This window comes from Clostridium estertheticum, assembly GCF_018861295.1.
Lineage (GTDB): Bacteria > Bacillota > Clostridia > Clostridiales > Clostridiaceae > Clostridium_AD > Clostridium_AD estertheticum_D.
Genome location: NZ_JAHLDM010000031.1, coordinates 1 through 25,944 on the forward strand (window position 1 = coordinate 1; position 25,944 = coordinate 25,944).

Annotated in this window: 22 protein-coding genes, 2 tRNA genes and 1 other RNA gene; 4 read left to right on the forward strand and 21 right to left on the reverse strand. The window is 30.4% G+C overall.

The annotated features are described in order from the left end of the window. Positions 1-625 precede the first annotated feature (625 nt). From KPL54_RS22010 to KPL54_RS22080, 15 genes are all read right to left on the reverse strand, one after another. The gene (locus tag KPL54_RS22010) at positions 626-868 is read right to left on the reverse strand and encodes a pro-sigmaK processing inhibitor BofA family protein (RefSeq protein ID WP_216108657.1); all 243 of its coding nucleotides are present in this window, start codon (positions 866-868) and stop codon (positions 626-628) included. 30 nt (positions 869-898) lie between these two features. Then, positions 899-1,177: a DUF2508 family protein gene (locus tag KPL54_RS22015; protein WP_216108658.1), complete on the reverse strand. Its 279-nt coding sequence runs from the start codon at positions 1,175-1,177 to the stop codon at positions 899-901. Between the two features lie 61 nt (positions 1,178-1,238). Beyond that, a complete protein-coding gene (gene recR / locus KPL54_RS22020; protein ID WP_152749536.1) occupies positions 1,239-1,835 on the reverse strand; it encodes a recombination mediator RecR in 597 nt (198 codons plus the stop codon). A 166-nt stretch (positions 1,836-2,001) separates the two neighbouring features. Further along, entirely contained in the window at positions 2,002-2,340 is a 339-nt protein-coding gene (locus tag KPL54_RS22025) for a YbaB/EbfC family nucleoid-associated protein (RefSeq protein WP_216108659.1), read from the reverse strand. A 256-nt stretch (positions 2,341-2,596) separates the two neighbouring features. After that, complete coding sequence (dnaX, locus tag KPL54_RS22030) at positions 2,597-4,213, reverse strand: DNA polymerase III subunit gamma/tau (RefSeq protein ID WP_216108660.1); 1,617 nt, start codon at positions 4,211-4,213, stop codon at positions 2,597-2,599. Positions 4,214-4,387: 174 nt separating this feature from the next. Continuing rightward, positions 4,388-4,652, reverse strand: an RNA gene (ffs, locus tag KPL54_RS22035) — signal recognition particle sRNA large type. 10 nt (positions 4,653-4,662) lie between these two features. Then, positions 4,663-4,752, reverse strand: a tRNA-Ser gene (locus tag KPL54_RS22040). A gap of 178 nt (positions 4,753-4,930) precedes the next feature. Further along, the gene (gene lgt / locus KPL54_RS22045; RefSeq protein WP_216108661.1) at positions 4,931-5,698 is read right to left on the reverse strand and encodes a prolipoprotein diacylglyceryl transferase; all 768 of its coding nucleotides are present in this window, start codon (positions 5,696-5,698) and stop codon (positions 4,931-4,933) included. Positions 5,699-5,962: 264 nt separating this feature from the next. After that, positions 5,963-7,342: a PTS fructose transporter subunit IIC gene (locus KPL54_RS22050; protein ID WP_216108662.1), complete on the reverse strand. Its 1,380-nt coding sequence runs from the start codon at positions 7,340-7,342 to the stop codon at positions 5,963-5,965. A 74-nt stretch (positions 7,343-7,416) separates the two neighbouring features. After that, positions 7,417-7,863 carry a PTS sugar transporter subunit IIA gene (locus KPL54_RS22055; RefSeq protein WP_216108663.1) on the reverse strand — a complete coding sequence of 149 codons (447 nt, stop codon included), beginning with the start codon at positions 7,861-7,863 and terminating at the stop codon, positions 7,417-7,419. Between the two features lie 16 nt (positions 7,864-7,879). Continuing rightward, positions 7,880-8,809: a 1-phosphofructokinase gene (gene pfkB / locus KPL54_RS22060; RefSeq protein WP_216108664.1), complete on the reverse strand. Its 930-nt coding sequence runs from the start codon at positions 8,807-8,809 to the stop codon at positions 7,880-7,882. A 16-nt stretch (positions 8,810-8,825) separates the two neighbouring features. Then, positions 8,826-9,587, reverse strand: a complete 762-nt coding sequence (locus KPL54_RS22065; RefSeq protein ID WP_216108665.1) for a DeoR/GlpR family DNA-binding transcription regulator — start codon at positions 9,585-9,587, stop codon at positions 8,826-8,828. Between the two features lie 294 nt (positions 9,588-9,881). Then, positions 9,882-10,103, reverse strand: coding sequence for a (2Fe-2S)-binding protein (locus tag KPL54_RS22070; RefSeq protein ID WP_216108666.1), 222 nt, complete (start codon positions 10,101-10,103; stop codon positions 9,882-9,884). An 18-nt stretch (positions 10,104-10,121) separates the two neighbouring features. Continuing rightward, entirely contained in the window at positions 10,122-10,562 is a 441-nt protein-coding gene (locus tag KPL54_RS22075; RefSeq protein ID WP_071610935.1) for a nucleoside deaminase, read from the reverse strand. A 172-nt stretch (positions 10,563-10,734) separates the two neighbouring features. Beyond that, positions 10,735-10,811, reverse strand: a tRNA-Arg gene (locus KPL54_RS22080). Positions 10,812-10,995: 184 nt separating this feature from the next. On the opposite strand from KPL54_RS22080, the gene KPL54_RS22085 reads away from it, so the two are divergent. The 3 genes from KPL54_RS22085 to KPL54_RS22095 all read left to right on the forward strand — a co-directional run bounded on the left by KPL54_RS22085 (position 10,996) and on the right by KPL54_RS22095 (position 14,052). Beyond that, a complete protein-coding gene (locus KPL54_RS22085; protein WP_216108667.1) occupies positions 10,996-11,310 on the forward strand; it encodes a phasin family protein in 315 nt (104 codons plus the stop codon). 218 nt (positions 11,311-11,528) lie between these two features. Continuing rightward, positions 11,529-13,130: an ABC1 kinase family protein gene (locus KPL54_RS22090; RefSeq protein ID WP_216108702.1), complete on the forward strand. Its 1,602-nt coding sequence runs from the start codon at positions 11,529-11,531 to the stop codon at positions 13,128-13,130. A gap of 37 nt (positions 13,131-13,167) precedes the next feature. Then, positions 13,168-14,052 (forward strand): phosphatidylserine decarboxylase, encoded by an 885-nt coding sequence (locus KPL54_RS22095; protein WP_216108668.1) that lies wholly within the window; start codon positions 13,168-13,170, stop codon positions 14,050-14,052. Positions 14,053-14,072: 20 nt separating this feature from the next. Here the strand turns inward: KPL54_RS22095 and KPL54_RS22100 are convergent, their stop codons facing one another. Further along, on the reverse strand, positions 14,073-15,434 hold the full coding sequence (locus tag KPL54_RS22100) for a methyl-accepting chemotaxis protein (RefSeq protein WP_216108669.1): 1,362 nt from the start codon (positions 15,432-15,434) through the stop codon (positions 14,073-14,075). A gap of 346 nt (positions 15,435-15,780) precedes the next feature. Between KPL54_RS22100 and KPL54_RS22105 the strand changes: the two genes are divergently transcribed. Next, the gene (locus tag KPL54_RS22105; protein ID WP_216108670.1) at positions 15,781-16,782 is read left to right on the forward strand and encodes a helix-turn-helix domain-containing protein; all 1,002 of its coding nucleotides are present in this window, start codon (positions 15,781-15,783) and stop codon (positions 16,780-16,782) included. Positions 16,783-16,877: 95 nt separating this feature from the next. Here KPL54_RS22105 and KPL54_RS22110 read toward each other — a convergent pair whose 3' ends face one another. From KPL54_RS22110 to KPL54_RS22130, 5 genes are all read right to left on the reverse strand, one after another. Further along, positions 16,878-17,525, reverse strand: coding sequence for a hypothetical protein (locus tag KPL54_RS22110; protein WP_216108671.1), 648 nt, complete (start codon positions 17,523-17,525; stop codon positions 16,878-16,880). A gap of 185 nt (positions 17,526-17,710) precedes the next feature. Further along, positions 17,711-19,099 (reverse strand): sugar porter family MFS transporter, encoded by a 1,389-nt coding sequence (locus KPL54_RS22115; protein ID WP_216108672.1) that lies wholly within the window; start codon positions 19,097-19,099, stop codon positions 17,711-17,713. Between the two features lie 267 nt (positions 19,100-19,366). Then, positions 19,367-21,865, reverse strand: coding sequence for an MBL fold metallo-hydrolase (locus KPL54_RS22120; RefSeq protein ID WP_216108673.1), 2,499 nt, complete (start codon positions 21,863-21,865; stop codon positions 19,367-19,369). A 146-nt stretch (positions 21,866-22,011) separates the two neighbouring features. After that, positions 22,012-24,555, reverse strand: a complete 2,544-nt coding sequence (locus tag KPL54_RS22125) for an Ig-like domain-containing protein (protein WP_216108674.1) — start codon at positions 24,553-24,555, stop codon at positions 22,012-22,014. A gap of 361 nt (positions 24,556-24,916) precedes the next feature. Further along, positions 24,917-25,939: a virulence RhuM family protein gene (locus KPL54_RS22130; RefSeq protein ID WP_216108675.1), complete on the reverse strand. Its 1,023-nt coding sequence runs from the start codon at positions 25,937-25,939 to the stop codon at positions 24,917-24,919. Between the last annotated feature and the right edge of the window lie 5 nt (positions 25,940-25,944).

Genomic DNA, 25,944 nt, shown 5'->3' on the forward strand with positions numbered 1-25,944 from the left:
AAATAAAATATTATTTCATTTCTTTACCTATTTCTCTGTTTAATTTTCAAAGACCAATTTGTTTTGTCATCATGTGACGACTTCTACTATTTTACTAGATATATCTTATTTTGTCAACACTTTTTTAATTTATTAAAATATATTCTCAAATCAATAAATGTTAACCTCTTAAGTCTTACCTTTATTGCTGCTCAAACGCATCAACATGTAGTATTTTATCATAAGATGTCTTATACATAATATCTTTTTTAGTAATTAAAATAAAATAGGTTTCAAATTCTTCAATTTTTAAACCTTCTCTCAATATATCTTATATTGATACACCAGGATAGTTATTTAGCTCAATCTAACTATCATCTAACAAGAATTCGCCATATATAACGATTTTAACAATTATATATATAAAGTATTCACATTAATAAACCAAAATATACTATTATTAAATATTTTATCTTTGAATATTAATAGTACACGTATAATATAACCTACACCTTATTAATACTAAACCGACTTTACGGTTTTACTGATAAATAGAAAATAGAGTAATACAACTTTTATTTCCTAATAGTTGTATTACTCTATTATAATTTCGTTATTGCTGTAAATCTTCATTAGCATATTAACATCACATTAATTTTTGAAAAATTATTATAAATATTACTCCTGGCACTCCTAAAAAGCCTGAAATTATTGCCGTTGCAGCATTAATTGGAATAGTTAATCCTACGAAGTTCGCAAGCAGCAAAAGTAAAACACCAAAAACACAATTCAATATTAATTTTACTAATATTTTCAGTGGCCAAGAAAAAAGCTTGACCACAATTAGCATACCTACTATACCAATTAAAAAATATAATGCAACGTCCATATCTAACTCCCCCTATTTGAATCTTTGCTTCTATTTATTAATAGCATCTAGATCTTCAATCATGTAACTAGTATCGATAGTTACATCTTTTCTTCTAGCCTCTAATAAAAAATATATGTATCTAGCTCTAGATTGATCTTCTCTATAAATTGCATAATCTACAAGTTTAGGGTCATCTACTACTTGAAAATATTCCTTTGAACTTTCCCATTCAAGTTTAGCTTCCTCTAATTGCATAATAATATCTTTCTGCTCCGGTGTATATTTTATAGTTGAAAGCAATATTTCAATTATTTTTTTCCTGTTCATAATAAAAAGCCTCCTATTTTATATCTTTTCTCAATTATTGACATAAAACAGGAGTAATATTCTATATTTCTTTTCTTCCTTCTAATGCTTTAGAAAGAGTTACTTCATCTATATATTCTAAATCGCCACCAACTGGAATTCCATGTGCAATCCTTGTGACTTTTGCACCTAATGGTTTTAATATTTTAGATATATACATAGCTGTAGCTTCTCCTTCTATATTAGGGTTAGTTGCTACTATTACTTCCTCAACTTCCCCATTAATTCTTCTTATAAGTTCTCTTAATTTTATATCTTCAGGACCTCGTCCTGACATTGGCGATATTGTTCCATGAAGAACATGATATACACCATTGAATTCCCTTACTTTTTCCATAGTCATAATATCTTTTGGATTTTCCACCACACATATAATGCTCTTATCCCTATTAGGATTGGAACAAATTGAACATGGATCTGTATCTGTAAAACTTCCACATACAGAACAATATTTTATGGTTCCTCTGGCATTTATAAGTGCACCAGCAAACTCATCTACTTCTTCCTTAGGAAGGTTTAGTACAAATAATGCAAGCCTTTGGGCCGTTTTTTTCCCTATTCCAGGAAGTTTAGCAAATTCTTCTATAAGTTTTTCAATTGCTACTGGATAAAAATCCAATTTAGTCACCTCATAACTGTTTATTAATCATCACCTGCGGAGCTTATCATCTTTTGTGAAGATACAATAAAAAATTCAGAAGGATGTTTCGACTCTCACTGAATTTTTTTATTGCAACACATAACTCCCACTTATAGAAGTGGGAGACTTTCCTTCTGAAATGTCGTTAAAACATTCCTGGCATATTCATTCCGCCTGTTAGCTTACCCATTTCATTACTTGACTCGTCTTCTGCCTTCTTCAATGCTTCATTACAAGCACTCATAATTAGATCCTCAAGCATTTCAATATCATCTGGATCTACTACTTCTGGTTTTATTTTCACCTCAACAAGTTGCTTTTTTCCATTAGCTACTGCAGTTACTGCTCCACCACCAGAAGATGCTTCAAATCTCTTATCGCCTAAATCCTTTTGCATATCTTCCATTTGTTTTTGAAATTTTTGAGCTTGTTTCATTAAACTATTCATATTTCCACCCATACCTGGAAATCCGCCTTTTGCCATAATAGTTACCTCCTACATATTTGTAATTTAAGTTATTTTTATATTTATCTCCTCTAGATTTTTAAAAACTAAAAGTTAAGTATTTATAATCTAAATGGATACATGTTACCAACCTGTTATAGCTTTTCTATATTATTATATACTAATAACTATAATACTTTCCATTAATTAAATAAATATTTTTTATAAGTAATTTAGATTTATTAAAGATTTAATTAATCTAGTATTTATCAGATATTTATCTAATATTCTATACCTATTCATCTAATATTTCCACAATATCTTCTCCAAATGTCTCTTTTAATATGTCCTCTGGTGATTTTTCCTCTTTCTCTTGCGCTTCTATAGTATATTTTATTTTTACTGGTTCTTTTAGTAGCTCTGAGAATATTTCTTCTATTACATTTTTATTTTCCTCTTTTTCAAGCCTAATTTTATTAAAGGCATACTGTTTTTCATAACCAAGTTCTATTACCCCTCCATTACAGGATACAATTTCTCCAGTCATTAAAGAAGCGTATATAACCATGTGTCTTCGAGTCTTAAACATATCTAAGATATCTTTAAAAGATTTTTTCACAATTTCCACTGTTAAATTAGAATTAGCATTATGAATTTGTACTGGTCTTATTTCTGTTTTTTTCTTTACCTTATTTTCTATTTTAGACCCATTGTTTTCAGTAGCCCTAGTTGTTATGCTTTCACATGCAACAGTTATCTTACCCTGTTTTATTATTTCTTCTAACTTATTTACCCTAGCTAGTAGCACTTCTTTTGATGTATCGTATTCAATTTTACACATCTTAATAACTGCAAGTTCTAAATAAATTCTATTTTGTTTACTCCATTTAGCTTGCTGCTCTGCATCCTGAAGTATCTTTATGTTCCTCATGATTTCTTCTATTCTAATAGAGGCCGCCTGCTTCTTTAAAATCTCTATATTTTCACTAGACATATCCAGAATATCATAAGCATTATCGCTTACCTTAACCATCAAAAGATTTCTCATATGTGTAGTCATATCTTTTATAAATACATATACATCCTTGCCACTAGAAACTATATCATTTATCCCCTTTATTGAGCTTTCTATATTTCTATCTATTATGCTATCTGAAAGCTTTATAAGACTTTCATTAGTTACAAGACCTAACATTTCTACAACATTATCATACTCTACACTGCCTTCATTCATTGATATTGCCTGATCTAGAATACTTAGGGCATCTCTCATTGCTCCATCAGAGACCCTTGATATTAATTTCAAACTATTATCTTCTGCAAAAACACCTTGCTCTGTAACTATTTTTCTAAGCCTATCAAATATATCTGAACTTTTTATTCTCTTAAAATCAAATCTTTGACATCTAGATAATATCGTTATTGGCAGTTTTTGAGGATCAGTAGTTGCTAATATAAATATTATGTTACTTGGTGGCTCCTCTAGTGTTTTTAGGAAAGCATTAACTGCCCCTATAGATAACATATGAACCTCATCTATAATGTAGACCTTATACTTAGCCTCTTGTGGTGGATACTGAACATCTTCAATTATATCACGGATATTATCTACTCCATTATGTGATGCCGCATCAAGTTCTGTAACATCTATTGCTGTTCCTGCATTTATCTTCTTACACATTTCACATTCATTGCAAGGTTCACCATTATCCGAGTTTAAACAATTAACTGCTTTGGCTAATATCTTAGCCGTTGAAGTTTTTCCAGTCCCTCTTGTACCACACAAAAGATATGCATGAGCTATTCGCTCGTTATTTATTTGATTTTTTAAAGTTATAGTGACATGCTCTTGACCTACTACATCTCCAAAAGTTCTTGGTCTCCACTCTCTATATAAAGCCATATATGCCACAAATTTCACCTCTTTTAAATAATAGTATTTACTTTATTTTAAATACTTATTAATTTGTAACCTTATTTTAGAACAATTGCACTCACTTATTTATCTAATTATATCATTAATATTGTTTTAATTCATATGTAAAAAAAAGATACCTATAAAGGTATCTTATAATTCTTATGTAAACCGTACACCTCGCTTCGATAAATAAACTATGTGCGATACCTATACAGTTAGCTCAAACCAGGTTGGTCCACGGCACATGAAAGTGTCCACTTACCGCTGCTTCCTTCCGAATCTCACGGGGTTCATGAATTTTCATTGCGTGGGGCCCGGTTCTCAACACCACTTATATAAGTCAGACCACACATTTTATAACCTTGGCGAGGAATTCACCCCTGCTGTAGCGGATTGCAGGTTGAGGGCACCGCTAACTCCCCGGCTAGTACGGAAATATAAACTGGCGGAAAAAGAGGGATTCGAACCCTCGGTAGGGTTTCTCCTACACACGCTTTCCAGGCATGCTCCTTAAACCACTCGGACATCTCTCCATAAAGTATAATTATTTTTGTATACACATGATTAGTGCAACATAAATAATTATACTATTAATAAATAGTAATTTCAATAGCTATTTGTTAATATATTATTAATATCACATTATATAATATTTCACACCTTACTTATATATATACACTTATTATTAATTATCCTTATTTTAAAACTAAATTAATAATGAGGGTTTCTTTTTCTATAATTTATAACAATAAAAATAATCCATAAAGCAATACCTGATAAACTTATTAGCTGAGCTACTCTTATACTGCCTAGCATTAAACTATCAGTTCTTAATCCTTCAATGAAAAATCTTCCTAAAGAATATAATCCTATATAAGTGAAAAAGACTGTACCACGCTTTAATGCCTTTGTTAATAAATAAATTAACAATAAACCTACTGCTACATTCCATATTGATTCATAAAGAAAAGTTGGTTGATAATACACTCCATCTATTAACATACCCTTTTGTATAAAATTTGGGAATATACTTATAAATCCCTGCGTAACTGGCCCACCATGAGCTTCACTATTAAAAAAATTCCCCCATCTCCCTATAGCTTGCGCGATAATTATAGACGGCGCTGCCACATCCACAAATTTTAGGAGACTCTCTTTTTTATATCTTGTATATATATATGCTGTTATCATCCCAAATATAATCCCGCCATGAATAGCCAGCCCACCTTGGCGTATATTAAAGACACCTATTAAGTTATCTTTATATTGACTAAATTCAAAAATCACATAATAAGCTCTAGCTCCAATAATAGCCATAGGAAAAGATATTAGTACAATATTTAAAAACTCATCATAATCAAGGCTTTTTAACCTACAAGTAAAATTAGCTAATGTAATTCCAATCATCATTCCTATTGCAATAAATATGCCGTACCATCTAATATCCAAGCCAAATATATTAAAAGCTATTGGATCCATAATCAATCTCCCCTTTATCATACAGTTTTAATAATTGTTTTTATTTATCTATAATTAATCTTCTTCCTATTGTCTCTAACTATGATAAAAAAGTAAAGATAAATATACATAAATATTTTTTTATATAATTTATGGATGAAATTCTAATACCTTTCATTAAATCTTCTAATTAAACGCAAAATTCACTCCTAGTTGCAAACATAAATATTTGCTTTCTAAGGAGTGAATTTAACTTTATACATTAATTTAAAAATATCTTATTTATTAATTTACTTTTTTTAAGACAACATCCTTCTTTAATATTGAAACCATAACTCCAGTTACTATTGTACCAGCTAGTATTGCAATTATATATCCACCTAAATTAGTAACTGCATGAGGGATAAATAAGAGAAATATACCACCATGTGGAGCTACTATAGATGCTTTAAATATCATAGATAACGCTCCGGTAACTGCCGCACCTGCCATTGTTGAAGGTATTATTCTAAGTGGATCTGCTACAGCAAATGGTATTGCACCCTCTGTTATAAATGCAGCCCCTAGTGCCCAAGCAGATTTTCCTGATTCTCTTTCTTCTGCTGTGAATTTCTTTTTTGCTAATACTGTTGCAAGCGCAATTCCTAGTGGAGGAGTCATTCCTGCCGCCATTACTGCTGCCATTATCGCAGAAGAAGGAGCCAATGCCAAAGTTGACACTCCAAAAGTATATGCTGCTTTATTGAATGGTCCACCCATATCAAAAGCCATCATTAAACCAAGAATAATTCCGAGAAGTCCTGCGTTTGCTCCACTTAAATTAGTTAAGTATTTTGACATTACCACAGTTAAGGCACTTACGGGTTTTCCAATAACATATATCATTACAAGCCCTACTACCATCGTAGATAAAACTGGCAATATTATAACTGGCATTAAACCTTGTAATGATTTTGGTAATTTGATTATTTTCTTTAAGAAAACTACAGTATAACCAGCTACGAAACCTGCTGCCATTGCACCTAGAAATGCAGCACCTACCGTTGCCGCTAGCATACCACCAACCATACCCGGTACAAGACCCGGTCTATCTGCTATAGAGAATGCTATAAAACCTGCAAGTACTGGATACATAAGTGCCATGGCATTACCGCCACCAATGGTCTTTAAGGCCTCTGCTATAGATCCTGGTACTTTAAATGCATATATTCCAAAAGCAAAAGAAAGTGCAATTAAAATACCTCCCGCAGCTACAAAAGGAATCATATAAGAAACCCCTGTCATAAGGTGCTTATAAACACCTTTTCTCTCAACCTTTTCTTCTTTTTTTTCACTCCCTTGTTTTAAAGTGTTTTTATCTTCCAATTTTATATCTATCGCTTTCTGTATAAGACCCTTTGCATCTTTAATTGCATCTTTTACTCCAACTTCAATTATAGTCTTCCCTTCAAAACGTTCCTTTGAAACATTGGTATCAGCTGCAATTATTACAACTCTTGCTTCTCTTATATCAGCTTCTGTCAATTGATTCTCTGCTCCTACAGACCCCTGAGTTTCTACTTTAATCTCAATACCCATTTCTTCTCCAGCCATTGAAAGAGCCTCGGCTGCCATATAAGTATGTGCTATTCCTGTTGGACATGAAGTAATTGCTACAAATTTCATAAACATTCCCCCTATTAATTTAATTTTCAAATATTTTTTGAATCATTGTAAAAAATATAGAAACCATATAATGTCTATTTCTCTAATAAAGTAATTATTTCTTCAGGAGTACTTGCTTTCATTAAGCTCTCTCTTAGATCTTTATGCATTAATTTTCTAGAAATCTGGCTTAATATCTTTAAATGCTCATCACTTGATTCTTCAGGTACTGCTATTAAAAAGAATATATTAGCTAACTCATCATCCATAGATTGATAATCAATTCCATTAACACTTCGTCCAAATACTAATGCTGCCTCTTTAACTCCACTACTTTTCCCGTGAGGAATTGCTATACCCATTCCTATTCCTGTTGAAAATTCTTTTTCTCTATCTTGTACAGCTTTTACATATTTATCTTTGTCTAGCAATTTTCCATTTTCATCCAATATTGTTGCCATCTCTATAATTACATCCTCTTTTGTTTTGCTAGTAAGTTCAAGTTTAATTAAATTAACATTTAATAATTCAGTTATATTCATTAATAATCACCCTTTCTTATAGATATTTTATAGTCACTTGTTTTTTTAGCTTCTCTATATCAATTAACCTTCCCGTCTGAGTCCCCTCAGTCATTACATTAGCAGCGCTGGTTGCACAAGCAAGTTTCATAGTTTCTTCAAAACCATAGTTATTCTGGGTTCCTACAGCCATTGCTGCAACCATTGAATCTCCAGCCCCAACTGTACTTTTAACTTCTACCTTTAGACCAACTACCTTTGCGATTTTATCACAGCTTATAACTAAAGATCCTTCTGAACCTTGAGATATTACTACATATTTCACTCCATACTCTAATATTTTTCTAGCAGTATCAATAATCTTATCATCATTATCTATTGTTATACCAAAAGCCTTTTCAAGTTCGCAAACATTTGGTTTCACTATATAAGGACCAGCTTTTATTCCCTGCATTAGCATATCTCCATCTGCATCTAATATAACTCTGCCGCCCTTATTTTTTATATCTTTAATAATATCACCGTATATGCTACTGCTTGCTCCAATTGGAACACTACCTGAAAGGATTACTAAAGATTTCTCATCACAATATTCCATAATCTTTCCTTTTATATTAGCTATATCATCTACCGTTACACTAGGACCGTTCTCATTTATATCTGTATGTGTATTATTAACTTTATCAAATATTTTTATATTAGTCCTAGTTTCTCCATTTATAGATAAAAAATCATTATTAATGTTTGAATCATTTAAATAATCTTTTATTTGATTTCCACTAGTTCCACCTACAAACCCTAATGCTAAGCTTTTATACTGTAATTCCTTAATAACTTTAGATACGTTAATTCCTTTTCCTCCAACATCAACTCTTGTGGATGAGATTCTATTGACATCACCAATTTTAAAGTCATCTATTTCAATAGTTTTGTCTATTGCTGGATTTAATGTCACTGTTATTATCATTCACTCACCCCCATAATTATTTTGCTTTCATAATTTTTACACCTTTTTCTTCAAACTCTTCAATGATGCTGTTGTCTATTTGATTGTCTGTAATTATAATATCAACATTATCTAAATTTACTATTTTCGCAAAGTAGACTATTCCAAATTTAGTATGATCACATACTACTATAGTTTGATCTGCAATTTTTATCATTTCTCGTTTTGTGTTAGCCTCAATAATATTTGGAGTAGTTAAACCATTGCTAACACAAATACCATTAGTTCCTATAAAAACTTTATCTACCCTAAAATTTTTAAGTGCATTATCTGCAACTGGCCCTACCATTGCTCTTGTTTCCCACCTAAGTGTACCTCCAGTAATAATAACTTCAACATCTCTTTTTTTAGCAAGCTCATAGGCTACATCCACAGAATTTGTTAAAACAGTTATATTTTTAGCTGTTATTTGCCTAGCGATGCTAATGGTTGTGGTGCCTGCATCTAGTGCTATTGTATCTCCATCTACTATAATTGATGCTGCAAGCTTTCCAATAGATTCTTTCTCATCATAAAATTTATCTATTTTTTCTGAAAAAGTAGGTTCAAATTTAGTATTCCCATTTAGTACTGCCCCACCATGTACTCTTTTAATCATTTTATCCTCTTCTAGCTCTTGAAGGTCACGTCTAATTGTGACTTCTGACACTTCATATTGCTGAGATAAATCGCACACTTTTACTTTTCCATATTTGTTCAAGCTATTTAATATTTTTGATTTTCTTTCTTCAGGAAACATATAATTTATCCTTCCTTATTGTTTTATTTTAATATATCAATGTTCGTTTATATTTTACTTTTTCTTCGTTTACTTTCACTTGTGTTCATTTTAATATATTATGATAACGTTGTCAATACAAAAATAGTATTATTTGTTTTATTTTAAAGTTATTTTTTATTATGATTTAAAACACATAAAATATACTAAATGTTTCTTTATATAATCTTTCAAAAAAAATAAAAACGAAACCTATTGGCTTCGTTTTTATCATACAAATGTCTTTAAAACATCTAACTTCAAATTACCATAATTTTAGTTTTCTTTCTCTAATTCTTGTTTTAGAATGTCCTCTATCATAGGTGTACATCTATGACCTCTACATCCACCTGATCCTGCTCCTGTTACTTTTTGAACATCCTCTAATGTTTTTGCACCATTTTTTATAGCCTTTTTTATTGTAGCCTTTGATATAACTTTACATAAGCATATTTTAGTAAGTTTATCCAAGACTTTACTATTTATATTATTTTCCATAATTATTTCTCCTTTAAACTATCTTTTATCTTTAAAAAAATCAGTTAACAAATTACCACATTCTTCATTGTATAACCAATTTATTTCTGTCCAATGATTTAAATCATCATTTTGAATAACATTAATGACGGAACCACAAGCTCCTACACTAGGATCGAAAATACCTATATATAGTTTGCTTATCCTAGACTGTAATATAGCACCTGCGCACATCGGGCATGGTTCTAAAGTTACATACATATCGCATCCAGTTAATCTCCAACTATTTAAAATTACGCAAGCTTCTTTTATAGCCAAAACTTCTGCATGGGCAGTGGCATCCTGCATTGTTTCTCTTAGATTATGTGCTCTAGCAATTATTTTATTGTCTTTTACTATGACTGCACCTACAGGTACTTCATTTAGTAATAATGATCTTTTCGCTTCTTTTAATGCTTCATGAATAAAATATTCTTTCATGTAAACCCCTTATTTATAAATAATTATTTTAAAATAATTTTTATTCCTTATAGTATACTTCTTAAACAACATATTTTCAATACAACTATACTTATATTCCCTTTTGAACTATATAATAATTATTATACTAATAATTAAAAAACTAGCAAAGGATTCCTTTGCTAGTTTTTTTTGGTGCACACAAGAGGAGTCGAACCTCCGGCCTTCCCCTTAGGAGGGGGACGCTCTATCCAACTGAGCTATGGGTGCATATTTTATTTCTACCTCAATATAATATTACACTTTCATAAATATGTCAACCTATATTCTGTTAAAAAAATGAATTTTAAAAAATGTTGATATACATATTACACTGTTTATCTATTATTAGAATTTTAATCCACTTAATAGTATATAATATATACTATATACTATTAATGTGGAGGTGTTTTAATTGAATAATGATATAAAGAATTTTTTTCTCGCTGGACTAGGTTCTGCAGCATACACTTTTGAAAAGGCTACAAATTTAATAGATGATTTCGTACAAAAGGGTAAGCTTACCCTAGATGAGGGTAAATGTTTATCTGAAGAACTAAAACGAACTGTAAAAGAAAAGAAAGAAGAAGAAATCACTTTGACAAAAGATAAGAACACTTTAACAAAAGAAGATATGATTTTACTTCTAAATGATATGAATTTTGCAACTAAAGAAGATATTGAAAATGTAAATAAAAGATTGGCAAATTTAGAAATAAGTCACTCATAATTTTACAAATTCGAATCTAATAAGAGTCCTGATTTTATATAGGGCTTTTATTTTTAAATACATATCTTAAAGAGAAACTGCTCCTTTTGAAAAGTTATTATATATTACAATAACCGTAAAGTTTCATAAAGAATGTAATTTACCTTGTGAAGCCATTAATATTAAAAGACCCACGGCTCTAAGTAGCTGTGAAGGTGATAATCTAAGTGAGGTATAAAATGCGACGAAGTTCTGTTAATCGCTTCAAAAAAATTGTTAAAGTTCTTGGTTCTTATGGCTTTGGATATATTGTAGACTCTAAGTTTAATAAACAAAATAAACTCCCTGAAAATTTAAGAAAAGCCTTTGAAGAACTTGGCCCTACTTTTATAAAGATTGGACAAATATTGAGTACTAGGCCAGATTTATTACCACCTGATTATATAAGTGAGCTTTCGAAACTCCAAGATAGAGTCCCTCCAGAAAGCATCGAAACAGTAAAAAAAGTATTTTTCGATCAATTTTCAATATCAACAACGGAGTGCTTTAAAACTTTTGATGAAAAACCTTTAGCTTCTGCATCTATTTCTCAAGTACATAAAGCAACTTTAAAGGATGGTCGCCAAGTTGTAGTAAAAGTGCAACGACCTGATATTGCAGAAAAGATGAAAACAGATATTTCTATATTGATTCGCATAGTAAAGTTCACTAAAGCAAAATTCGCTGATGCACTAATTGACCCAGAAGAAGCGCTTCACGAAATCCTTTTAACAACTGAACTTGAAATTGATTTTAACAACGAAGTTAAAAACATGGATAAATTTAGAGATTTTAATAAAGATATAACATTCTTATACGTGCCTTATGTTATTCACGATTTATCAAGTACTAGGGTTATAACCATGGAAAGGATTTATGGTTTTAAAGTCGATGATATGAAAAATCTTTTAATTGGGCATTATGATGTTAATGATTTAGGTAAAAAATTAGCTTTATCTTACCTAAAACAAATCCTACAAGATGGTTTTTTTCACGGCGACCCACATCCTGGAAATATATTTATACGTGAAGGCAAAATTTGTTTTATTGACTTTGGAATTATGGGTAACCTATCAAGTTCCATAAAATCAACATTAAATGATATGATATCGGCGATTGCGCTTAATGACATAAATAAAATGATTTCCGCTCTTTTAACTATAGGAATAAGAAAGGGATATGTCGATAGAAATAAACTCTATGAAGATTTAGATTACCTTATTGTAAATTACCTTTCAACTTCTTTAAATAATATTCAAATTTCTGTTATGCTTTCTGAAGTTTTTGATATAGCTAGGCAAAACAATATTCGCCTGCCTCGTGATTTTACACTCTTAATAAGATCTCTTGTAATTTTAGAAGGAGTAATCGCAAGCATAGCTCCAGATATAAAAATAATTGATATAGCTATCCCCTATGTAAAAGCTAATAATAAATTTTCTATATTAACTAATTTAGATTTTAACACTTTACTTATCCATTCATATTCATTTATGAAAGATTCATTTAGGCTTCCCTCAAAAATTATAGAATTATCTGACAGCTTAATAAGTGGAAGGGCTAAACTTCAACTTGAACACAAAAATTTAAGTACTCCTATAAGCGAGTTAAATAAAGGTATAAATAGATTGGTTTCTGCTCTTATTATTTCTTCTACAATTATAGGATCTTCAACAATTTTAAATTCTAATATAGGTCCTAAAATATACAATGTAACAATTATTGGCATAACTGGTTTTTTAAGCGCAGCCTTCATGGGCTTTTGGTTATTAATTTCTATAATAAAATCCGGTAAATTATAATAACAAACTATAATTCTATTAAAATCGAGGTGTTTTTATGATTAAATATTACAATAGAAAACAAAATAAATATGAGATCGAAAAAGTAGCTGGTGAAAAATATTTAAATTGGTCTTATTCCTCTCCTTCCGGCAAAGGGCTAGTTGAATTACTACTTAAGAAAAAACTTTTTTCAAAATTATACGGTTATTATTGCGATACAAAAATAAGTTCTAAAAAAATCAAGGATTTTATTAAGGTACTTGATATTGATATGTCTATGTATGATAAAAGTTATAATGAATACTCATCTTTTAATGAGTTTTTTATAAGGTCATTAAAACCAGGTGCCCGAATAATCGATAAAAATGATAATATTTTGATATCACCTTGTGATGGAAAAATATCTGCTTATGAAAATATTAACTTAAATAAAATAGTTCAAATTAAAGGCTTTACATATTCACTTAAAGAACTACTACAAGATGATAAAATACACAATTTATACAATGAAGGTACATGCTTAATCTTTAGATTATCTCCAACTGATTATCATAGATTTCATTTTATTGACAATGGAGTATGCGGAGGTACTACTAAAATAAAAGGTCATTATTATTCTGTAAATCCCGTTGCTCTAAAAAATATAAATAAATTATTTTGTCAAAATAAAAGAGAATGGAGTGTCTTTCACTCAGATAATTTTGGTGATACTATCTATATTGAAGTCGGTGCAACATGTGTAGGTACAATTATTCAAAGTTACAGCAAGGACTCAAGAGTTATAAAAGGAGATGAGAAAGGGTATTTTAAATTTGGTGGATCCACGGTAATTATACTATTCAAGAAAAATGCTGTAAAAATTGACGATAATTTGTTAATTCAAACACAATTAGGTTTTGAAACTGCTGTATTAATGGGCGAAAAAATAGGACTGAAATAATTTTTCAGTCCTTTTTTTTATTACATTTTAAATTTTGAGATTATATTTCTTAATTTTTCTGCACTAATTTTGTTACCACTAGTAGTATTTTTTATTGCTTCCGTTTCATTTACAATATCGACGCTCTTATCTGATATCTTAAATATACCTTCTGCACCTTCATTAACCGTACCTGCTACTTGATCTATTGCAATTGAGATTCCATTTATTGATTCATTTAAATGTTTCGCTGTTTCATCAAATTCCTTCATAAATTTATTAAAATTCTCTGCATCATCTGTATATTCTTTACCCGTGCCCATAATAATTTCATAATTCAAAGAAACCTCTTCATCCATAAAATTCAACATTTTAAGCGAACTAGCGGATAGATTTTTTACAGAATCACTTACCACTTTTACTACATTTTGAATATTAGCTGCTGTATCTCCGGATTGCTCTGCTAGCTTTCTAACCTCATCTGCCACTACAGCAAATCCTCTTCCTGCTTCTCCAGCCCTTGCAGCTTCAATAGCTGCATTTAGAGCTAATAAATTAGTCTGGCTAGTTATATGAAGTATTGAAGTTGCCAGTCCATGTATTTCTTCAACTGCTTTCGAATCGGTTATTGCAGCTTCTAGCTGGTCTTTTATATTACCATATATTTTATCCGTTTCTTCCTTAGATCCAGTTGTGCCCATTGTAATTCCCATTGCTTTTTGAACAATGTTTTGTGCTATACTTGTTCCTTCTGACGCCTTCTTTGCTATTGTATTAACCATATTTTTCATTTCTCCTGAAGAAGCTGAAATTTCTTGTGCTGTCGCCGCAGTTTCTTCCATTCCAGATGATAATGTTTTGGTTTCACTAGAACTTTCTTCTGCCTTAATTTTTAGTGTATTCGCAAGTTCTTCAACAGAATGTTCATTATTACTTATATTTTCTGATGCTTCTATTAAATCCTTTACAACATCTTTTAATGTTTTTCTCATATTAACTATAGTCCTAGCTATATCTCCAAACTCATCATTGATTAGGGTTAAATTTTCTATATCCTCATCATCACTTAAATCCAATTTAGATGTTTTATCAATTAATATTGTTACCTTTGTTAATGGTTTTATTAATAACCTTGATAAAACTATACCTATTAATATAGAAATTATAATTACTATTATTGATATTATATAAACTCCATTTGCCAATTGATCCACTGCTTGTCTTATCCCATCTTGATTTGATATTATTTGTGATGACTTTATATATGTAAAAATAGAAATTGTCATCATAGATATAGCTATTAGTATTCCGAAAAATAAAGGTATTTTTTTTCTTATAGACATACCCCTTTTATTACCTTCGCTTTCCTGTTTTTCTACAACATCCGAATGTTTAACACTCATTATGTCCCTCCTCATTTATGTTTAATTGAACTTTAAAAATATTCTTGAATACATATTAACATATAATTCATACTTTGTAATATACTTTCTGATACTTTGTTAAATATATACTATAATATATTTATCGAGTATTTGTTATTACTACTTGAGCTCTTTAGGTTATTTTATCTAACATAAAAATACCCTGTGGAGTAGATATTTAAAAAAATCTATTCCACAGGGCACGTATTTTTGTATTATGTTCAGAATATTGCTTAAATTATATCATATTAGCAAAAATGGAACAGCAAAATAAATTTAATTTGATTATACTATAATTAACACATGCTTGAAGGAGTGATTCCAAATGAAGTACAAAGATGCTATTTTTATGTGTATTGAATATATCGAAGAAAATATTAAAGAAGAATTGACAATAGAACTTCTAGCTAATGAAGTTGGATATTCTGTATATCATTTTTCACGAATTTTTAAAGAACAGATGGGGATGTCACTCATGGAATATGTTAGGGAAAGACGGCTTATTTGTGCATCAAAGTATATATTTTCAGGTAAGAAAATCCTTGATGTTTCAATAGAATTCGGCTTCAAAACACATAGTGGATTTTCCAAAGCATTTAAGAAAAAATTTGGTTTTACTCCAACCCAACACGTGATTTATGCTATTCATATGTCAAACCATATGTTTAACGAAAAAGGAGATAGATATGTTATGATTGATAATTCAACAAAGCCTGTAAAAAATATACAATTAGATAATGCAAACCCATTTTTGAAATCATCTGTTGACTTTACTAAGCCAGAGGAATTGTATAAGGACTTGGCTTATAGTTTTAAAAAAAATCATTCTTCTGATGACTTAATCATGGTGGAAAAGGCATATCATTTAGCTTACAAAGCCCATAATGGTCAGTATCGCAAATCCGGTGAACCATATATCACCCATCCACTCTGCGTTGCCCTTATACTGTCAGAAATGGAGTCGGATACGGAAACTATTATAGCTGGCCTGTTTCATGATATTGTATCAGAAGGCATATTAGTGACAATAGATCAACTTACAAATGAATTTTCCAATGAAATAGCTCAATTAGTAGACGAAGTTACCAAATTCAAAAAAATTAGTTGGGATTTAATAAATAAAGATGACAATAAAGTAGACCATCGCGTCATCTTAATTAAGTTTGCAGACCGTCTTCACAATATGCGAACTCTCAAGTATATGCAACCTGAAAAATGGATGGACAAGGCAAAAGAGACAATAGACATTTTTTCACCTATTGCTGCTCACCTTGGTATTTCTAAAATAAAGACAGAACTTGATGATTTATCACTTAAGTACCTATAAATTTTTTTAAAACAAATGTCGTGAAAATTAATTTCACAACATTTGTTTTCACATAATTTAAATTTAAGTGCCATTTCAGAATTTAATTTTTTGTGTTATTTTTTATCTTTTTTAGACAATATTTTTAAACCTATAAGTAATCCGGCTCCAATTGTAGATGCAATCCCTGTATATATTGCTACTTTACCTGGGGTCGTTTTAATTTTAGGTATTTTAACTTCATTGTGATAATCTTCCATCAAATTTTCATACTGTCTTTTGTTGATATTTCCTACACCTATACCCATAACTTCACAATTCATCCCTGCAAAATAATTGATTTTTTCTGTTATGTAACAGTTAAATGCATGTATTTTCTCAGGTGTTGAACTTCCATCATTCCATAATTCAACTCCAAATAACTCTTCATAGATAAATTGATGTTGAAAAATAACTAAAGAGTAATTACCTCGTTTTGAGTGATACACACTAGTATATCCGTTTTTTGCAATTAAATTGTCAATATCTCCTTTGTATAAAACTAAAATATTGCTAGATGAATTTTCACCCTTGATCTTATCAAATAATTCTCCACCATCAAATGAATAAAATAATTCAACAGTAGTTATATTATTCTTCACTAATGCTAGTTTAATTATGTCTATATACGAATCAATATATTTTATATCTTCTGGAGTTTTATTTTTATAATCATTTATTACATTTTGAGTTTTTTTATTAAATATGCCTTTAATAAATCCCATTTAATACACCTCTCTTCTTCTATTTAACTTTTGTTAGTCTTATTAGTTTATCATATATATTGCCCTCTTTGTTTGATTAACATAACATATATTTTTAAAATTTTATAAAACAATCTGCTTTTACACAAAAATAATAGCCCCACATCTAATGATATGGGGCTACTTCGATACAATATATGAAAATTCTAACTACAAACATCTTGCTTATCGTTTTCACTAGCACGTGCCCTAAGAGTAGATTCAATCTCTTCAAGAGAACGATTACGTGTTTCAAACACCTTAGACTTAACAAACCATATTGAAACAAAACAAAGGGCGCCATAACCTATGAACAAACTACCAGTCCCAAAGAAATTCAGTAATGGTGGAAATGTTAATGATACAATCATGTTAGCACCCCAATTAATTACACTACTGAATGAGTTGCCGAGTCCTCGAATATTTAGAGGGAATACTTCACCAATCATCACCCACATTACAGGTCCCCAAGTAGCTGAGAAAAAACCAATATAAACGGTTAATGCGATAACACAGATAATTGCAGCAGTTAATGACCCATGAGAGAACTTCATTGAAAAACTCATAATTAGTAAGGAAGTTCCCATTCCAATAGACCCATAAATCAACATCTTTTTACGATCAACTTTATCCATTATCATGACAGCTACAACAGTAACAATTACGTTAAAAATTCCAATTCCGATGTGAGCAAGTAAAGCCGCTTGAACACCAAATCCGACCTCAGTAAATATAGTTGGTGCATAGTAAAGAACTGTATTACAGCCCATAATCTGTTGGAAAATAGCTAGTCCAACACCAATAACCAATGCCGGTCGAACAAATTTACCCAGTAATTCTTTAATTCCGCCACTTTTCATTTCAGCTTGTTTCTTAATCTGGACAAGTTCATTATTAACGGCACTTTCATTATGTTTATTCATTTGTTCTAAGACCTCTCGGGCCTCTTCAAACCGACCATCTTTAACTAAAAAACGAGGACTTTCTGGTAATACAAGACCTCCTAGGAAAAGAACTGCTGCTGGAATAGCAGCAAAACCAAGCATCCAACGCCAACCCGTATACAAATTAGAGAAACTATAGTTAGTTATATAAGCTAATAAAATACCACTCATTACCATTAACTGGAACAAGCTTGACACAGAACCACGTTTTTCTGCAGGTGATAATTCTGCTAAGTATGTTGGAATTAAGGCAGATGAAGCACCTACTGCCATACCAAGAACAATACGTGATAAAATCAATGTAAAAAGCCCTGGTGAAAATGCTGATCCCAGTGCACCAACAAAGAAAATAATTGATGATAGTAAAATCAATTTCCTACGTCCATACTTATCAGACATTGGTCCAATAATCGCAGCACCTAGAACAGCCCCTAGTAATACAGAACTAACAACCCAGCCTTGTTGCCATGAATTAAGATGCATTTGTTTTTGAATAAACAGAATTGCACCTGAAATAACTCCTGTATCATAACCAAACAAAAGTCCACTAAGTGCACCGAAAATATAAATTAGAGTATTGCTAATTTTTCTTTTTCCTTTCACCAGAACCATCTCCTACTTTTTTATTTAATTTAACTTGTTTGTAAATTTATTGTCTCATGGACCTGTAAATATTAAACGTTTTCATTACAAATTTAGTATACCACTTAAAATAAACTTTTTCAATGCACTTTAAAAAGTTTTTAATATTAAAATAATAGTTAATTAGTAAGATATGAATACGGTTGATGCAAAAAAACAAGGATACCCACTTAATATGAATATCCTTGTTAATCAATAATATCTACTGGGATTAAACTACTACTATTACCACTAATTTTATCCCAGGGCTAAAGTACATCCAGTGTTATGTTCAAAGGTTTCTTTTATTTTGAGAAATATAACCTCATCTATATTTTCACACTTTAAACTAACTTTTAAAGCAGTTTCATTAAAAGCGGGATTCTTTTTTAATTTAACATCATTTTTATCACATAACTGTAATACTAAATTTATAATAGCATTTTGGTTAACAGAAGTTGATATGATTATATTCCAGGCTAATATTTCTGATAACTTTTCAAGTTTATCAAAATATTTTTTTCCAACAACTGGAGAAATAAAAGTAAGCTCTATATATTTTCCAATGTGATTATTCTTTATACTTTTTTTATATGGTTTAAATTCCTCATACATAAACGCTTCATCAATAAGTTCGAAAGCTTTGTTTTGTTCTAGTGGAGCGGTGCTATATTCACTAAACATACTGCTATTATCAATAATCTTAGAATTTGATAGGCTGTTACCTTCACTTTGAATCAATAAATCCACACCAGTAATATGCTTAAAATCTTCTAATTCTGTGGTGATTTCAAAAAAAGATTTTAGCGTTACTATAATTTTATTCTCATTAAGATGGCAAGATATTTTTTTTATATCAGCCTCTTTTAATAAGTTTCGTATAAGTTTGTCAGAAGAATTAAGATTCATTTGATCATTTATCTCAATCTTCCACCCAGTTTTTCCTTCAAGTGTTTTAATAACTTCATGGATAGACTTATCTATTATTTTAGGAAAATCAAAATACAAAATTGCTTTTCTTTCTTCTTGATTTAGTCCTAGTTTTTTGTATTCATAGGAGCTTAAACTTTCTGAAACAAGATCAGTTATTTCGTTGGCTTTTAATGATTTAGGTAATAAATCGTAAGTTACATCTTCAGGAGTTCTAGCCTTAAACAAGAAAAGTCTTCTTAAATCACTTTCAAAATAAGGAGAATCTAAAAGTTGAACTCTAAAATTATCTACTTCCGAGGCTTTAAGAATTTTTGTACCACTCCATATGAAAGTTAATTCTTCAATAGTAAAAAATTTATCCATATATTTTTCACGAACAAAACTCCATAATAATTTAAAATTTTCTTTATTTAGTTGATTCTTTGATTTCATTACAAAAGGGATTTGCTTGCTTAATTGTCTTCTTGGAGCTTTAACTTCTATATCAAAGCCCTCTCCAGATTTGGGTACAAAAAGCTTACCACGAATTTCTCTTGCAGCTTCCTTTGCAAATGTATTAATAACTTCACTATCCCCATGTACTAAAAACACATTATCGGGACTTAGTTTTGCTATGAGAGCTTGAATTTCACTTTTGTCTCCATGAGCGGAAAGTCCTACTCTTTCTACTTGGCATTTTACAGGAATTATTTTACCATTTATTTCTAAACTTTTATCTTCCTTATCAGTTTCCAGCAAATTTAAAAGTTTTCTTCCAGGCGATTCTTCATCTTGATATCCGGTTATAACTATATAGCCATTCTCTAAAGCAGCAATCTTCTGCGCATAATATTGGCTAGGTCCTCCTGTAAGCATACCAGAACTGGATATTATAACACAGCTATCCTCGCTTCCTAAAATGGTTTCTCTTTGCTCCTTATTTTTTACTTGTATAATATTATCATCATAAAAAGGCTCCAGACCCCTTAAAACCTTTTTACCTAAAGTGTTTTTAAGGTACAATGGATTGAATTTGTAAACCCTGTTAATATCGTTAACCATACCATCTATATATATATTAACTTTTTTTAATTTCTTAGAATTCATAGCTTTTTTAAGTATAAGTATAACTTCCTGTGCGCGACCTAAGGCAAATGCTGGAATTATCATTTTTCCGTTAGTATTAATACACTCATTAACAATATCTATAAGACGATTTTCCTCAATTTCTCTATTTGAATGTAGTTTATCCGCATAAGTTGATTCAAAAATACCGATATCTGGTCTTAATCTAGGAATTTTTGCACCTTCTACTGATTTTTGAGAAAATAATGAAAAATCACCGCTATAAAACAATGAGCCTTCATTGCCTTGCAAATATACGCAGCTTGCTCCTGCTATATGTCCAGCATTATAAAATGTAAGTTTTAAATAATCAAAAATTTCGAAATCGACTTCATAATTTATAGTAAAGATTCTATTTAACATATCTTCTACATCTACTTGCGCATAAAGTGGAATTTCAGCATCTCTGTTATTCATTATTTTAAGACTATCGTATAGTAATACTCTTACTAAATCTTTAGTCATATTATTCATATATACTCTAGCATTTGGATATTCTTTACTTATCATAGGCAAACTGCCTATATGGTCCAAATGAGCGTGGCTAATTATAATAGCGTCTACTCCACCCATCTCTTGAATTGTCCTAAAATCAGGTAAGGGGTCTTTTGAGGCACTTTGACGTATGCCAGAATCCATTAATATGTTTTTATTGTCAATCTTAAATAAAATGCAGCTAGCCCCAATTTCATAGGCTCCACCTAAAAATGATAGTTTCATATTAAGACACTTCCTTCTTATGTATAAATAATTATTTTCATAATATCATAAGGGCTAGTTAATAACAAATCACTTTATGTATATTAAATTATGTAAAAAAACAAGGATACTCAATTAATATGAACATCCTTGTTAGTCAATAATATCTAATGTTTAATTGTTATAACCAATCTATCTGTATTAGTTATGCGTTTTGAATCTGTATACTGAGGTCTATATACGGAACTAGCCCATGTATCTTTAATAGCATATAGAGTTGTTAGTTGATTCTCAAAGCAATTTAAAGTAGTTAATGCTGTATTCTTACTTATATCTAAGGTTGTTAGTCGATTATTTTCGCACTCTAAAATAGTTAACGCTGTATTCTTACTTACATTTAAGGTTGCTAATTTATTATTCCAACACTTTAAAGAAGTTAATACTGTATTCTTACTTAAATCTAAGGTTGCCAATTGATTAGCCCAGCAATTTAAAGTAGTTAATGCCGTATTCCTACTTACATCTATGGTTTTTATTCCATTATTCTCGCACTCTAAAGTAGTTAATGCTGCATTTTTACTTACATCTAAAGTTGCTAATTTATTCGACTGACAAACTAAAGAAGTTAATCCTATATTCTTACTTACATCTAAAGTTGTTAGTTGATTAGTAGAGCAATCTAAAGAGTTTAATGCTGTGTTTTTACTTAAATCTAAGGTTGTTATTCCATTAGCAGAGCAATCTAAAGAAGTTAATACTGTATTCTTACTTACATCTAAGGCTGTTATTCCATTAGTAGAGCAATCTAAAGAAGTTAATCCTGCATTTTTACTTACATCTAAAGTAGTTAGTCTATTATAATTGCACCCTAAAGAAGTTAATGCTGTATTCTTACTTACATCTAAGGTTGTTAGTTTATTAGTAGAGCACTTTAAAGAAGTTAATACTGTATTCTTACTTGCATCTAAGGTTGTTAGTCCATTATTACAGCAATCTAAAGAAGTTAATGCTGCATTTTTACTTACATCTAAGGTTGTTAGTCCATTATTAGAACAATTTAAAGAAGTTAATGCTGTATTCTTGCTTACTGCTACGGTTGGTAGTTTATTAGTAGAACACTCTAAAGAAGTTAATGCTATATTCTTACTTACATCTATGCTTGTTAGTCCATTATTAGAGCAATCTAAAGAAGCTAATACTATATTCTTACTTGCATCTATGCTTGTTAGTTTATTATTAGAGCAATCTAAAGAAGCTAATGCTATATTCTTACTTACATCTAAGGTTATTAGCTCATTACTTGAACAATTTAAATTAGTTAATGATGTAAAATACTCTATTCCACTTAAATTACTCACATCATCACCAGACAAATCTAAGGATTTTATGTCTTTAACATCAGATTCAAGTATTGGCGAAGGAGCGGCTTTTCCTATCCGCGAATATACACTACTCTTGAAATTTTCATCAGTAAACTTGCTCGTTATATCTGTCTTATCAATAATAGGCATTGCTACAATTAGCGTAGCTGATGCCGTTACATTATTTGTATTAACAATTCCATCTACCATTCTTAATGTACCTATAAATGTAAATTGTCCTGCTATTTTCGTGCTCGCCACTTTATCCCAAGTTACAGCAAAATCTTTAGTTGTTTTATCAGCTAAAGTTGCGGTTACAGTTGTTGGTAATGTATAACTATCACCTATGTTCTTTGTTATATTTTCAATTTTATTTACTGTCAATGCCTTATCTACAAATTTAAGTGTATTACTTTGGCTTATATTACTATCAGAATCAGTAGCTGTAATAATTGTTGATTCATATTGTGTCAAATATCCTACATCTCTTAATCCGGCTCCCTCTAATATGCTTATTGTGATTAAACCCTTTGAAGTACTAATTGTACCTATTGAACTTTTCCACTTAATATTTGATGCTAATGAATTTTCTGTAATATCTACCCCATATTGATCAAGTACTTTGTATGAAACATGACCATCTCCTGGCCAAAACCCACTAGAAGAATTAGTTGCACCTACAGGAATAGGAGGATCTACAGCAACAGTATCACCTAATATTTCAATTTTAGATACTTTCTGTTTTGTAACAGTTACTGTACTTGATCCAATATCAGTAGTGTTATTCATTACACCGACGGTATAAGTACCCTCTGGTAAGTTATCTCCATATGTCAATGTAGCTTCTGTTTTAGCGTCATTCCAAGTAGCAACCATTGTTACAGGAGTTGTTCCCCTTTTAACTGTAAATACAACTTTGCTTGTATCTGCTACTTTACCATTAAATGTTTCTTTAAGTTGATTTGTAGATATAGCACTTAACGCCACTGATGTAGCTACCGTATTTGTATTTGTATTTGTATTTGTATTTGTATCTGTATCTGAAGCAGCAAAATTAGATGTACCTGTCCCATTTTTATAAGTTACTGCTGGTATAAGGCTTGCAGCTACTTTTGACCCTTTAATATTGTCAATCCAGTCTCCGTTAAAATCTTTAAAATAAACTGATCCACCATCGACCATTGCAGCAGTTATTTCAGAAGCATTTGCTGAGTTATTAGCATAAGTTAAGTCAAAAGCCTTTGTTCCTATTACTACAGTACCCGTAGGCATTGCAGCAAAAGCTGAGAAAGACGTTGATCCTGCTATCATTAATGCAACTAGAACTGAACTTGTAATTTTTTTATTCATATATTTCTACCCCCTATTATTTTTTTTAACACTATTTAAATGTTTCAATGTATCTCATCGATTCAATTTCTAAAAAAATTCTTTTTAAAATATGAACTGATATTTTTTATCTCCCCTATTATATACGTTATTTTTACAATATAGTTTCATTATTCCATTAATACCGTTATAAGTATACGTAAAATAGTATACAGTGATCTTATTTTATATAAAAGAAATATTATGTGATAATAATTATAGTGGGAGATAAAAACAAATTTAAACCCTATTAAATATCAAAAAAAATAAGCCCTGAAAACTTAGTGTTTCCAAGGTTTTTGCTTAGTACGATCATAACTCAATTTTATCTATGTCGCTGTATTCAACCTTTTAGGTACTTTTCAAATTCTTTATCAAAATCTGATACATATAATTTATCTTGTTTTACTCTAAACTTACTATACTCCTCATGAGCTTTTGCCACAGCCATTTCATGAGATACCACACCTGCATTTTCTAATATTTCCTGATCAGAAAAGGCTAAGAATTTGTTAACATAACCAAACCAATCCTCCATGGTCATAATTTGCTGACTTAATGCTCTTAATTCTGCGAAATCTATAAATAAACTAACAAGCCTATTAAGTTTATCTATTTCTTTTTCATTTAGATAATTCTTAGCAATTGTGCTATCACTCTTTAATACTTTACCTTGTGGTGCATTTTTCCATGTAGCTAGTCCCATGTATGGCATTTCACTATCAGCTCTATGATAAATAATTTCAGCAGCTGTATTCCCAGTTGTTGCAAAATGCAATTTATTTTGTACAACTTTATAAAACAGCTTTGTCTCCTTTGAATTAGAACTATAATCACTGCTACATTGTTCAAAAACATCTGCTATCTTTTGATAGGCTCTACGCTCACTGGCTCTTATTTCACGAATTTTTTCTAACAGTTCATCAAAATAATCTTTTCCAAAAGGCTTACCATTTTTAAGCATTTTATCATTTAAAACAAAGCCTTTTGTTACATATTCTTTAAGTGTGTTTGTTGCCCATTTTCTAAATTGTGTTGCTTGTTTTGAATTTACTCTATATCCTACTGAAATAGTTGCATCTAAATTATAAAACATAACATTTCTAGTAACATTCCTATTTCCCTCTTTTTGAACTATCCGAAAATAACGGATAGTTGCATCCTTAGATAGTTCTTCTGCTGCATAAATATTTTCTAAATGATCATTAATTGTTCTAACATCTACATCAAAAAGCTTTGACATTGATTTTTGTGATAACCAAAATGTTTCATCTACAAAATAAACATCTACAGTTACAGTTGCCTCATCATTCGAGTAAAATATTATTTTCTTTTCTTTAATAACAAAATTTTCATCAGAACTCATATTAA